The following is a 12,965-nucleotide window of genomic DNA, read 5'->3' on the forward strand; positions in this document are numbered from 1 at the left end:
TTATGTAATTTCTCATAGGAAAAAATATCCCGACCCGCGCGGTCCGCGGGCCGGGAGTGCTGCCATTTACTCAATTCTGCGTGAAACGCCGGTGATCAGCGGTCCTGCAGAAGCTGTGCGATGCGCGACCGGAAGATCTCGGAATCGCGGACGACGGCGGCCCAGCCGGTGGGATCAGTGCGGCGGGCTTCGCGCAGGCTGTCGATCGTCGCCTCGAAGGTGGAGGCCAGGTCACCGAAGTCGGCAAAGCCCAGCGAACCGGCCGACCCCGCGATGCGGTGGTAGACCGAGCGGATCTCGGCCATGCCGAGATCGATCGGCGCCTCGTCCTGTTCCACCTTGCGGCGGGCCTCGACGATCTCGCGATCGCGCTCGGCCAGAACCTTCAGGAAGAGATCGCGCGTCTTGGCCAGCCTCTGGGCCATGATCTGATCAAGATCTTCCATCTGTGCCTGTGTCATGTCTGCTCCCGTTTATGCTCTTGCGGTTTGAAGGATCGATTTGGGCTGGCTCTTGTGCGGCAGGGGGAACTGCGCCAGGGACCGGGCTTTCTCGAGCATGCTTGCCGGGTCGCCGAGTTGAAGGAGCGCCGGGCGCACGACCGGGCCGACGGTGACCACCGGGCGCATCACGTCGGGCTCGTCGAGCTGATCGTAGAACTGCTCGAGCGCGATGTTGATCAGCGCTTCCAGCTCGCCCGGGTCGATGGCCGCGAGGCGGGGCAGGAGGGCGACGAAATCCCCCGAGCCCGCATAGGCGAACATGTGGTGCATGGTCTGCAGCTCGCCATGGGCGGTTTCGGCCACGTCGCCCAGCATGTCCATGAAGGCGGTGCGGGTCATCAGGCCGAAGAGTTTCTCGGCGTTGCGGATGTGGATGCACATGGCGGCGTGGTTCATCATCCGCAGGCGGCCAACGGTCTCGAGGTAGTTCTTGACCGCGACGTAGTGCATGACCCCATCGACATCGTTGAGCGCGACCGGCTCGTCGAAATCGCGCATCCCCTGCTCGATGGCGTCGTGGTCGCGCAGCATCGCCTTCATCGACTCGAAGCGGCGGCTTTCGCGGACGATCCGCTCGACGGCGCTGAGGCGGCCGCGGAGCTGGTTGATGTCGAGCGGCTTGGACAGGTAGTCGATGGCCCCGGCCTGGAAGGCGCCGTCGACGCTGTCGCGGTCGCCCATCGAGGTGATCATCACCACCGGGGCGCGCTTGCCGCTTTCGGTCGAGCGGATGTTGCGGACCAGTTCGATGCCATTCATGCCGGGCATCTCGATGTCGCAGAGGAAACAGTCGAACGGCTGCGGTGCCGCCTGAATGAATTTCAGTGCCTCGGGCCCGGACGTTGCGTAGGTGACGTCGGGATAGCCCAGCCTGTCCATGTAGGACTCGAGGATCTCGCGAAATACGGGATCATCGTCTACGGCAAGAATTCTCATCATCGTGGTTCCATTTCGTAAGCAGGGGCAATCCCTTAAGAACTTAAAAATTTCTCGCTCATATTGAGGGCGCAATTTGGGCGATTTCGTGGCGTCAGACCGTCTGGGTTGCGAAAACCGGCAATTATTCGCTTGTCAGGCGCGCCGTTCCCGAACCTGGGGCTCATCCGTGACCAGTTCGCTGACCAGTCGGATAAGTTTCTGCCATTCCAAAGGCTTGGACAGGACGGCGACATTCTCGGGCAGGTTGCCCTGCAAATCGCCGACATTGCCGGACATCAGCAGCGCCGGGGTGCGCCGGTTGGGGCCGCTGCTCTGCCGGATGGTGTGGACGGCGGTGGCGCCGTTCATGCCCAGCAGGTTCTGGTCGAACATCATCAGGTCGTAGCGTTCCTGACCGGCGGCACCGACGGCGACATCGCCACTGTCGACCGCGCGCAGGTTGGTGATGCCCATGAGGCCCAGCATCTCGGTGATAACGCCGCGCGAGATCTCGTCATCCTCGGCCAGCAGGATGCGGGCGTCGCCCAGGGCGATATTGAGGATCTCGTCGGGGCGGTCGGTGTCGGCGGTGGTTTCGGCGGCATCCTCGGCATCGACGCGGTCGAGGGGCAGTTCGATGCGGAAGGTGGCACCGGCGCCGGGGGCGCTGTGGATCGAGATGGAGCCGCCCATCAGGCGCACCAGCTCGGCGCAGATGGCCAGGCCCAGGCCCGAGCCCTCGCGCTCGCCGCTGCGGCCGTCATCGACCTGCCGGAAGCGTTCGAAAAGGTGCGGCTGGTCGGCCAGCGGGATGCCCGGCCCCTCGTCGGAGACGTTGAAGGTGATGTCGCCGTCGGGCGTGGTGCCGGCATGGACACGGACTTCGCCGTCCGAGGAGAACTTGACCGCGTTGCCGGTGAGGTTGATCAGCACCTGCCGGATGCGGCCGCGGTCGCCCAGCACGCGCCGGGGCACGGACGGGTCGACCTGCGCGACGAGGCGCAGCCCCTTGTTCTCGGCCTGGTCGATCAGGGTGTCGCGCACCTCGTCGACGAGGGAGGCCACCGCGAAGGGTTCGGCATGCAGGGTCAGCAGCCCGGCCTCGATGCGGGAGAGGTCGAGCGTGTGGTTGACCAGCTCGTGCAGGATGCCGCAGTTCTTGCGGATGCGGTTGGCGAGGCTGGCGTGCTCTTCGGAAAGATCGGACCAGAGCAGAACCTGGGTGGTGCCGGATATGCCGTTGAGAAGGTTGCGGATTTCGTGGGTGGTGTGGGCCAGCGCCTCGGATTTGCGGCGGTCGCGCTCCTCGGCCTGGACGCGCTCGGACTGGATCTTTGTGATGTCGCTGACGACGCCGAGACTGCGGACCGGGAAGCCGGTTTCGTCGGGCACGATGCGGCCGCGCAGGCGCAACCACATCCAGGCGCCGTCCTCTTTCCGGAAGCGGCAGGTCACGTCGAGATCGGCGCCGGCGTAATGGCGAAGCATCGCCCGGTGCAGCCAGCGCCGTTCCGACGGGTGGGCGTGCTGCAGCAGCCATTCGAATTCGAACTGGCCGTCGCGGCCCGGTGTACTGCCGAGCATTGTTGCGAAATTGTCGGAGAACTCGCAATGGCCGGTGTTGAGCTCGAGATCCCAGAAGGGCAGGGCGCCGTAGTCGAGCACCATGCGGAGCTGGTCGCGGCTGCGCTGAAGCTCGACCTCGGTCTGCTTGTGGCGGGTGATGTCCTGCTGGATCGAGACGAAATGGGTCAGCCGGCCGCCGGCGTCGATGACCGGGTTGATCAGCATGTTCAGCCAGTAGGGATCGCCCGATTTCTTGTAATTGAGGATCTCGACATCGACGGATTCGTGATTGGCGAGTCGCTGGCTGATCAGGCGCACGGTGGCCGGATCGGTTTCGGGCCCCTGCAGCAGGTCGCCGGGCCTCTGGCCGATATACTCGCTGGCCTCGTAGCCGGTCAGCCGCTCGAAAGCGCTGTTGGCCCAGACGATGCGGCCGGTGTGATCGGAGGTGATCGCGATGTCGGACGTGTGGGTGGCGATGAGGGCCGCGGGCCCGGCCGTTCCGGCCCCTGCCAGCGCATCCTGCGCCATGGCGCCCGCGTCGGTGCCGGTCTGCTCGCCCTTCAGCCTGCTGTCCACCGTCTTATGCCTTGTACCGCCAATCGCGGAAAATCGTCTTGACGTAATGTCATTGAACATACTCGATACCACTTTTTTCACCAATATCAATCCTCATCACGGCGGCCGTGGCGGTCAGGCGAAATCGTCGGCCGTGCGGATGCGCCCCTTTCGTACAAAGCGCCCGGGGAGACGCAGGAGACTGTCTTCCTTTCTTCCGGTTTCCAGATCGCGCCGACGGCGTTCCACGCTGAGCAGGGCGCGTTCAAGCAGGCGGAGGGGTTCGTCGGCGAAAAACATCGAAGGGGTGATCGGGTTGCCCACGATCAGGCCCGGCGTCCAGCCGCCGGCGTTCCGGTGGCTGGCCTGGATCTGTTCGACCAGCCGGTGGGTCAGCACCAGCGGCGTTTCGGAGGGCCGGGCCGAGAGGGCCGCAACCACCTGGTGATCGGTCATCGACGTGCAGATCACCAGCCGCCGGTCGAACACGCGCGAGAGCGCGCCGATGATCGCGGGCAGGACGCCTTCGGGCTCGTTGCCGGAGGCGGCCATCTCGCGGGCGGCAAGGTGGTCGACGGCCAGCAGGGTCGTCTTGCGAACCTGGCCGGGGTCGAGGCTGTGGAGGAAATTGAGGAACACCTCGCTGCTGCGATAGGCCTGACCGGTGAGGCCGGGCAGGGCCGGCAGGGTCTGGCGCCGGGGCGCGGGGAGGTTGGCGGATTTCGTGCGCATCTGCGGCTGGGCCAGGCTGAGGCGGGCGATCAGCTCGGACGGGATGAACGGCTTTGCGAGGAAGTCCGTGGCGCCGGCGCAGAAGGCGTCGACGATGGTTGCCTCGTCATCGCTCTTGGTGACCACGATCATCGGGGTCTCGTCGTAGCCGCGCAGGGCGCGCGCCTTCTCGGTGAACTCGATGCCGGTCATGTCGGGCAGGTTGACGTCGATCAGCAGGCAGTCGAACTTGCGCAGCCCCTCGGTCAGCATGGTGAGACCCTGCGCACCGGTATCGGCAAATTCGATCCGGTAGCCACCCTTGGTCTCGAGCGTGGCCGCGATCATGTCCTGCATGATCAGATCGTCTTCGATACTCAGTACACGTAACACCGGTGCCCTCGCTCATTACCCTTTGGTTGTTTTTTGACGAAAACTGGACCGAAAATTCGGTGCGGGTGTGGCAGATTTGAGTATTCTGTTTGTCCTTTCTGGCTGAATTGCGGCAGGAAGCGGGCGCCCCGGGCCCCGGCGCGGGTTTTCGCCAGTGCGACCGGTCGCACTGTGGCCTTAATGCACAATTAGAAAGTGTTAAGTCTACGTTTATAATCCTCATTTGCGTGTGAACGAGTTCCGTCACATTGTTCAGGGGTGAATGTTTTATATGCGCAACATTATCGGTCCTGAAATGCGGAGCCGACCAGCCATCGCTGGAAGTCGCGCGGGGCGCATGCCAAGGAGCCGCGTTACCGCGCTCACCGGTAATGGCCTAGTCTGCAATCCTTCGGAGTATCCCGCGTGACGTCTGGACCAAGTGTGATCGAGCGAGTCGCCGGGCTGCTGCTTTTGTCGGGGCTGGCCTATGCCGGCAATGCGGCGTCGCTGACGCTGTTCAGCCCGATATCCTTCATATTCGGGTCGATCTTCGCGCTGATTGCCGTGCGGCTGTTCGGGCTGGCCGGCGGTTGCGTCGTGGCGCTGATGGGGTCGTGCTATACCGTCTATGCGTGGGGTCACCCCTATGCGCTGATCATTTTCACTGCAGAGGCGGCGGCGGTCTACGTGCTGTCGCGCCGTGTGTCCAACCTTGCCATGGCCGATGCGCTGTTCTGGATCTTCGCCGGGTGTCCGCTGGCGCTGGTCTTCTATTCGGGCGTGATGCAGATGGAGAGCGTGTCGGCCGGGCTGATCGCGCTCAAGCAGACGACGAACGGGGTGTTCAACGCGGTGGTGGCGGGGCTTTTGCTGATCGCGCTGCGGCGCTGGCTGCCGCAGGGGTTCAGGGCCGGCACGCGGGCGTCGTTCCATTCGCTGGTCTTCTACGTGCTGGTGCTGGTGGCGAGCGTCTCGGCCGCCGGGATGACCGTGCTGGAAAGCCGGCGGGAGCATCGGCAGGCGGTGGAACACGTGGATGCGCTGGTGTCGCTGCTGTTGGGCTGGTCGCGGCAGGAACTGGCGGCTGGTCGGAGCCTTTCGGAGATCGAGGCGGCCTATCAGCGCGATATCGGCCTGTTCATGGCCAACCTGGCCCATGACCAGCCGCGCCGGCCGGAGATCGGGCTGGCCCTGATAAGTCCGGACGGAGAGAGCGAGGTGCTGATCGGATCGGTCAGCAGCCTGAACCGCGCGGGCGAGATCACCCGGCTTGACGACATGCTCATGCTGTGGGAGCCGTCGGGCGACATGCCGGCGATGACGCGGTCGCGCGCGAGCCGATACCTTTCGCGTGCACCGCTCGAGGGCGATGCGGCAGGCCGCGAGCTTCTGGTGGAGGTGTCGGCGAACGCCCTGGTGGCGCAGATGGAGGCCGGCGGGCGCTGGAACATGACGATGCTGGCCATCGCCATCGGGCTGGCGATGATCGTGTCGAAGGTGCTGAGCGAATGGCTGGGTGCGCCGATCGGCCGGCTGGCCCGGCTGAGCGACGGGCTGACCGGGTCGATCACCTCGGGCCAGGATGCCGGCGTGATCTTTCCCACGAGCAATATCGCCGAATACGAGACACTGTCGACGTCGCTGCGCGACATGTCGTCCCGGCTGAGCGAAAGCTTTCGGTCGCAGAAGGCGGTTCAGAAGACCCTGGAGGAACGTGTGCAGGATCGGACCCGCGCGCTGGACCGGATGTCGCAGGTCGCACGGCAGACGACCAACTCGGTGCTGATCATGGACACCGACGCCCGGATCGAGTGGGTCAACGAGGCGTTCACCGACATGACCGGATACACGCTGGATGGTGTGGTGGGCAAGATGCCCGGCCGGGTGTTCCTCGGGGTCGAGTCGGACAGGGACGTGATCGGCGAGATGCAAGACGCACTGAGCCGGATCGAGGGGTTCGACGTCGAGGTCGTGATCTATGACATGCGCCAGAAGCCGTTCTGGGCCGAGGTGCGCTGTAACCCTATCTGGGATTCGGGCGGGCGCCATGCGGGGTTCATCGCGATCATGAACGACATCACCCAGCGGCGGAAAACCTCGCAGATGCTGCAGGATTCGCTGGAGCGGGTGCAACTGGCGACCGAAGTGGCGCAGATCGGCATCTGGACCTATGATCCGGCCTCCGGGAAGGTCGAGTGGAGCGACGGTAATTTCCGGCTGTACGGGCTGTCGCAGCGGTCGTTCAACGAGACGATCGGCGCGTGGCCCGACCTGCTCAACCCCGATGACCGGGCGCGCGTGGCGCAGGAGGTCGAGGCGGCGCTGGCCAGTGACGCGACGCCGTTCGAGTCGGAATTCCGGGTCTACAACCCGGAGAAGGGCGCGCGGGTGTTCCGCTCGGTCGCGCGGGTGACGCGGGACGACCAGGGCCGGGCAGTGCGGATGACGGGCGTGAATCTCGACGTGACCGAGGACCGCCGCGCGGCGGAAGCGCTGCGCAACGCCGCCAAGCGCAACGCCGCCGTGCTGGACAACGTGGCCGACAGCATCATCACGCTGGACCGGAAGGGAGCGATCCAGTCGTTCAACCGGGCGTCGGAGAGCATGTTCGGCTATCCGGCGGAGGACGTGATCGGGCGGGACGTCAAGACGTTGTTCCCGTCGGAGACGGGCGGGCTGGAATGCGGGTTCATGGCCGAATACCTGTCGGAGCGGGGGCCCGAGCTGCTCGGGCAGGTGCGCGAGATGGAGGCACTTCGCCGGAACGGAGAGGCCTTTCCGGTGGCGCTGGCGGTGTCGGAGGTCGAGACCCGGGGCGAGACGGTGTTCATCGCCATCATCCGGGATATCACCGAAAGCCGGCGGGTGGCACGGATGCAGGCCGAGTTCATCGCCACGGTCAGCCACGAGCTGCGCACGCCGCTGACCTCGATCAAGGGGACGCTGTCGCTGATCCGGGGTGGGGTTCTGGGCACGCTGGACGAGAAGGGCGAGAAGATCGTCGGCGCGGCGATGGCCAACAGCGACCGGCTGTCGGGGCTGATCGACGAGATCCTCGATCTCGAGCGGCTGACGGCGGGCAAGCTGACGCTGGATATCGCGCCGTGCCGGCTGGATGTGCTGGTGCGGCAGTCGGTCGAGGTCAACCACGGCTATGCCGACCGGTTCGGCGTGCACCTGGAGATAGAGGGAACGCTGCCGGAGCTGGAGGTGGCGGTCGATCAGCTACGTGCCGGGCAGATCCTGAGCAATTACATCTCGAACGCGGTCAAGTTCTCGGAGTCCGGCCAGACGGTGACCGTCAGCGCCGAGAAGGCCCGCAACGCGGTGCGGGTCGTCGTGTCGGACAAGGGGCAGGGCATCCCTGAGAAGTTTCACGGGGCGATCTTCAAGAAGTTTTCGCAGACCGATGCCTCGGACACGCGCAAGAGCGGTGGCTCCGGGCTTGGACTTGCCATATCGAAGGAACTGGCGAACCAGATGGGCGGACGAGTTGGTTTCATCTCTCACGAGGGTGAAGGTGCGCGGTTTTGGGTAGAATTTCCGCTATGCGAAACGGGAATTGACGTAACGGGAGCTTTTGAACATGCCTGACACGCAAATCTGTACCATACTGGACCTCGCCGGGAGACAAAGCAAAGGAAGAGAAATGAGCGAGCTGGAGAGGGTCATGTTCGTCGATGACGACCCGGCGATCCGCGACCTGATCGATGTGGCCCTGTGTACCGTCGGAGGGCTTTCGGCGCAGGGTTACGCCTCCGGGGAAGAGGCCGTGTCGGCCGCGCAGGGCTTCGCACCGCAGCTTTTGCTGTTGGATGTGATGATGCCGGACATGGACGGGCCGATGACCATGGCGGCGCTGAAATCCATCGAGGGGCTGGAAGAGGCGCCGGCGGTTTTCCTGACGGCGAAGGTGCATGGCAAGGAGGTCGAGCGGCTCATGGGGCTTGGCGCCGTCAGGGTGTTGCCGAAGCCGTTCGACCCGATGACGCTGGCAGACGACCTGCGGGCGATCTGGGCGGAAACGGAGAAGGGCACGGCGGGGTGAGTCATTCCTGCGACGGTCTTGACGCAAGGGCAGCCGACGGGTCGACGCGGCCGGTTTCGACGTGTTATCAGACCGCGGATTGCGACGGGATAATGTCGCAAATCTGATTTAAAACCAAGAGCATCCTTAAAGATGCCGTATTTATGTGGTGCATCGCACCCTGTAGTTTCCGGAGAAATTCGAATGGACATGACCCATTCGCGCGCAGTGAAAGATCAGGCATTCGTCACGAGGCTTCTTGCCGATCTCGTGCGGGCGACACCGGACGATCTGGATGCGCTGCTGGAACAGGGAATCGAACGGGTCGGCGCGATTGCCGGGGCGGATCGGTGCTATATCTTCCGGATCGGGCCCGAGGGGCGGATGGACAACACCCACGAGTGGGTGGCCGAGACCACGCGACCGGCGATCGACGAAAACCAGGACATGCCGGTCGACCTGATGGAGCCGTGGTTGCCCGACCTGCTCGAGGGGCGGCATATCCATATTCCCGATGTCGAGAACTGGCACGCCGAGAGCGCCTTGCCCGATATCCTTCGGAAACAGGATATCAAGGCCATCCTCGTGGTGCCGTTCCTGCATGACGGTGAGCTTGGCGGGCTGATCGGATTCGATAACACGCGCATCGCCACGCCGTTCGCCGAGCCCACGATCGACCTGCTGAAGGCCGTGGCCGACATCATCTGGGTGACCATCCGGCGGATCGAGTCGGAGCAGGCCCGCGAACGGGCCGAGGAGGCGCTGCGCCTGACCACGAACCGCTTCAAGGCGCTGTTCCGTACCCTGCCGGAGCTGTTCTTCGAACTCGATGCCGAGCGGCGGTACACCGGCATTTCCGCCGGCCCCTCGGACATGATGATCGTGCCGATGGAGCGGCGCGCCGGCAAGACGCCGGCGGATGTTCTGCCGGGCTATATCGCGAAGATCCTCGATACCTGCATGGACGAGGCCGAGCGCGCGGGCGTGTCGAAATCGCGCCGTTTCGATCGCGCCGTCGATGGCGGCACGCAGGTGCACGAGGCGACGGTGGCCGCCAGCGGCCGGCCCGGGGACGCCGATTTCCGGTTCGTCGCCGTGATCCGCGACGTGACGCAGGACGCCCATGCCCGCAACCGGCTGGAACGGCTGAGCAAGGTGGCCGAGCTGATGACGAACCTGGTCGTCATCACCGACCGGGCCGGCAACGTGATCTGGGCGAACCGGGCGTTCGTCGAGAAATCGGGCTACGCGGTCGAGGAGATGACAGGCCGGTCGCTGCTGGAATTCACCCGCAGCGGCAAGACCGATCCCTCAACCGGGAGAAGGATCAACGAGGCGATTCAGACCGGCCGGACCTTCCGCGGAGAGATCCTGAACGAGACGCGGACGGGCGAGGAATACTGGGTCGACCTGAACATCAGTTCGGAGATCGAGGAGGAGGGCGCCGACGGTATCCTCGTGCACGTGGCCACCGACATCACGGCGATGAAGACGGCCGAGCAGGATGCCGAGCGGTCGCGCGGGCTGCTGGAGAACGCGTTGTCGGCGCTGCCCGACGCGTTCGCCTATTACGACCAGGACGACCGGCTGGTGATCTGCAACGACAAGTACCGCGAGTTCTATCCGCGTTCGGCCGAGCTGATGGAGCCGGGGGTCCGGTTCGAGGACCTGCTGCGACGGGGTGTCGAGCGTGGCGAATATGCCGAAGCCATCGGCCGCGAGGAGGCCTGGATCGCCGAGAGGCTGGCACGCCACGCCGCGGCGACCGAGCATTTCGAGACCATGGCGAACGGGCGGTGCATCCGCGTTCTGGAACAGGCCACGCCCGATGGCGGCCGCGTCGGGATGCGGATCGACATCACCGAGCTGAAACGGGCCGAAGAGCGGCTTGCCGAGATCATCGAGGGGGCGCAGGTGGGCACGTGGGAATGGCGCCGTGGCGTCGACCAGGTGATCACCAATGACCGCTATGCCGGGATCCTGGGACATGCCCGCGAGGAAATATCCGGCACGTCGGTTATGTCGCATTTCGAAATGGTCGCCCCCGATCAGCGCGAGGAAGTGCTTCAGCATTTCGAGATGCTGCTGAACGGCCAGCGCAACCAGGTGCGGCGCGAGTTCCGGATGAAACATGCCGGGGGCCAGTATACCTGGGTCGAGATGCGCGGGCGGATCACGTCGCGCGATGAAGAGGGCCGCACACTGCGCATCTCGGGCGTGTTGATCGACATTTCCGCGCGCAAGGCGTCGGAAGAAGCGCTGCGCCGGTCGAACGAGGACCTGACGCGCGCCCTGCAGGAGCGCGACACCGCCGTCCGGCGGTTCTATGACGTCGCCGCGATATCGAGCGACTGGTTCTTCGAGCTGGATGCCGATCTGAACCACAGTTTCCTGTCGGACACGTTCGAGACCATCACCGGGCAGGACCCGGCCGAGCTTGACGGGCGCGACCTGTCGGCGCTGATGCCGGGTGGCAAGCCGGCGGAATCGGACGTGGCGGCGTGGACCGCCGTGCGCGAGGCGCTGGAGGCGCGGAAGGGCTTTTCCAACCATATCCTGTCGTCGCGCAAGACCGATGGCTCGCAGATCTGGATCCGGCTTTCGGCGGCGCCGTTCCACGATGTCGGCACCGGCGAGTTCAGCGGCTATCGCGGTGTCGGCTCGGACGTGACCGAGCTTTACAACGAGCGGCTCAAGGCGCTGGCGGCGAGCGATGCGAAGAGCATGTTCCTGGCCAACATGAGCCACGAGATCCGGACGCCGCTGAACGGCGTCCTGGGGATTGCCGACCTGCTGGCGCCGACGCTGGAGACCGAGCGGCAGCACAAGATGATCGACACGATCCGCAACTCGGGCGAGCTGTTGCTGCGGATCCTGAACAACATCCTGGACATGTCGAAGATCGAGGCGGGCGAGCTGGAGATCGTGTCGGCGCCGTTCAGCCCGCTGGAGATGGTCGAGGAAGTGGCCGAAATCTACAGCACGCTGGCCGAGAGCAAGGGCGTGGGCTTCCGCCTGCTGGTCAGCCCCGGCGCGGGCGAGGGCCGGCGCGGCGACGAGCACCGCCTCAAGCAGGTGCTGCACAACCTGCTGAACAACGCGATGAAGTTTACCTCCGATGGCGAGGTGACGCTGAAACTGTCGGCGCGGAAGAACAAGCCGCTAATCTTCGAGGTGACGGATTCCGGGATCGGCATGACCGAGGAGCAGCTTGGCAATATCTTCCAGGCCTTCCGGCAGGCCGGGGCGGATATCTCGGCGCGCTATGGCGGCACCGGGCTGGGCCTTGCGGTGGTGCGTGACATGACGCGGCTGATGGGCGGCGAGATCGGGGTGACCAGCACGCCGGGCGAGGGCACGACCTTCCGCGTGGTGCTGCCGCTGCCCGAGGCGGCGTTGCCGGTGGCCTCGGTGCCGGGCGAGGGAGACAGCCCGGACGAGCGCCCGCTGCGCGACACCTTCCCGGGCCGCCGGGCGCTGGTGGCCGACGACAGTTCGACCAACCGGCTGGTGATCACCACCATGCTGGGCAGCACCGGCGTCGAGATCGAGGAGGCGAAGGACGGGCGCGAGGCGGTCGAGATGTGGCAGGCAGCGCAGGAGGCCTGTGGCGGGGCGCCGTTCGACGTGCTGATGATCGACATCTCGATGCCCGAGATGGACGGGCTGACCTGCCTCGAGGAGATCCGGCGGCTCGAGCGGGAAGCCGGGCTTGAGCCGGCGCCGGCCGTGGCCGCGACCGCCAACGCCATGCCGCAGCAGATCGCCGATTACATCGTGGGGGGCTTCGACAGCTACCTGTCGAAACCGTTCCGGCAGCGGGAGCTGCTTCAGCTGCTCGATGCCTTCATTCCGGCGGAGGAGCCATGAACGACATGTCCAAACCGGCAAAGCCCGGCGACAGTGCTGCGAAGGTCCTGCTGGCCGACGACGACGAGATCGCGCGGAGCATCATTTCGGACGTGCTGAGCGCGGCGCTTTCGGTCGAGTTCACCATGGTGACGGATGGCCGGCAGGCGCTGGTCTCGGCGCTGTCGCAGCGGTTCGACCTGCTGATCTTCGATCGCAACATGGACCCGATCAAGGGCGACCGCATCATCCGCTGTCTGCGCACCGGCGCGAGCCCGAACCGGGAGGCCCCGATGATCCTGACCACGGCGGAACTGGATCACGTCAGGGAAGGCAGCTTGCATCTGGCCGAGGCCAGCCTGTACATGCCCAAGCCGATCGACGCATCGGGCCTGATCAAATGGGTAAGCCGAAGCCTCGCCTTGCAGTGATTTCGGGTTTCAGAAGCAGGTAATTTC

The 12,965-nt window shown here is 65.0% G+C and carries 8 protein-coding genes; 4 read left to right on the forward strand and 4 right to left on the reverse strand.

Annotated features, from left to right (window positions below; genetic code table 11):
• Positions 1–95: 95 nt before the first annotated feature.
• From ACO07J_RS20985 to ACO07J_RS21000, 4 genes are all read right to left on the reverse strand, one after another.
• Positions 96–461: an Hpt domain-containing protein gene (locus tag ACO07J_RS20985; RefSeq protein ID WP_422032593.1), complete on the reverse strand. Its 366-nt coding sequence runs from the start codon at positions 459–461 to the stop codon at positions 96–98.
• Positions 462–473: 12 nt separating this feature from the next.
• On the reverse strand, positions 474–1,439 hold the full coding sequence (locus ACO07J_RS20990; protein WP_422032595.1) for a response regulator: 966 nt from the start codon (positions 1,437–1,439) through the stop codon (positions 474–476).
• A gap of 135 nt (positions 1,440–1,574) precedes the next feature.
• Positions 1,575–3,566: a PAS domain-containing hybrid sensor histidine kinase/response regulator gene (locus ACO07J_RS20995; protein WP_422032597.1), complete on the reverse strand. Its 1,992-nt coding sequence runs from the start codon at positions 3,564–3,566 to the stop codon at positions 1,575–1,577.
• 114 nt (positions 3,567–3,680) lie between these two features.
• Entirely contained in the window at positions 3,681–4,649 is a 969-nt protein-coding gene (locus ACO07J_RS21000; RefSeq protein WP_422032599.1) for a response regulator, read from the reverse strand.
• 423 nt (positions 4,650–5,072) lie between these two features.
• On the opposite strand from ACO07J_RS21000, the gene ACO07J_RS21005 reads away from it, so the two are divergent.
• The 4 genes from ACO07J_RS21005 to ACO07J_RS21020 all read left to right on the forward strand — a co-directional run bounded on the left by ACO07J_RS21005 (position 5,073) and on the right by ACO07J_RS21020 (position 12,938).
• Positions 5,073–8,225 (forward strand): PAS domain S-box protein, encoded by a 3,153-nt coding sequence (locus tag ACO07J_RS21005; protein WP_422032601.1) that lies wholly within the window; start codon positions 5,073–5,075, stop codon positions 8,223–8,225.
• A 55-nt stretch (positions 8,226–8,280) separates the two neighbouring features.
• Entirely contained in the window at positions 8,281–8,679 is a 399-nt protein-coding gene (locus ACO07J_RS21010) for a response regulator (RefSeq protein ID WP_422032603.1), read from the forward strand.
• 183 nt (positions 8,680–8,862) lie between these two features.
• Complete coding sequence (locus ACO07J_RS21015) at positions 8,863–12,528, forward strand: PAS domain S-box protein (RefSeq protein WP_422032605.1); 3,666 nt, start codon at positions 8,863–8,865, stop codon at positions 12,526–12,528.
• Between the two features lie 5 nt (positions 12,529–12,533).
• Positions 12,534–12,938, forward strand: a complete 405-nt coding sequence (locus tag ACO07J_RS21020) for a response regulator (RefSeq protein ID WP_422032607.1) — start codon at positions 12,534–12,536, stop codon at positions 12,936–12,938.
• Positions 12,939–12,965: the final 27 nt, after the last annotated feature.

It is taken from the genome of Roseovarius sp. (assembly GCF_965228755.1).
Classification (GTDB): Bacteria; Pseudomonadota; Alphaproteobacteria; order Rhodobacterales; family Rhodobacteraceae; genus Roseovarius.

What these genes read in the sequence shown, in the direction of transcription:
- ACO07J_RS20985 (WP_422032593.1), bottom strand. Translation starts at nt 461, where the DNA reads ATGACACAGGCACAGATGGAAGATCTTGATCAGATCATGGCCCAGAGG.
- ACO07J_RS20990 (WP_422032595.1), bottom strand. Translation starts at nt 1,439, where the DNA reads ATGAGAATTCTTGCCGTAGACGATGATCCCGTATTTCGCGAGATCCTC.
- ACO07J_RS21010 (WP_422032603.1), top strand. Translation starts at nt 8,281, where the DNA reads ATGAGCGAGCTGGAGAGGGTCATGTTCGTCGATGACGACCCGGCGATC.
- ACO07J_RS21015 (WP_422032605.1), top strand. Translation starts at nt 8,863, where the DNA reads ATGGACATGACCCATTCGCGCGCAGTGAAAGATCAGGCATTCGTCACG.
- ACO07J_RS21020 (WP_422032607.1), top strand. Translation starts at nt 12,534, where the DNA reads ATGTCCAAACCGGCAAAGCCCGGCGACAGTGCTGCGAAGGTCCTGCTG.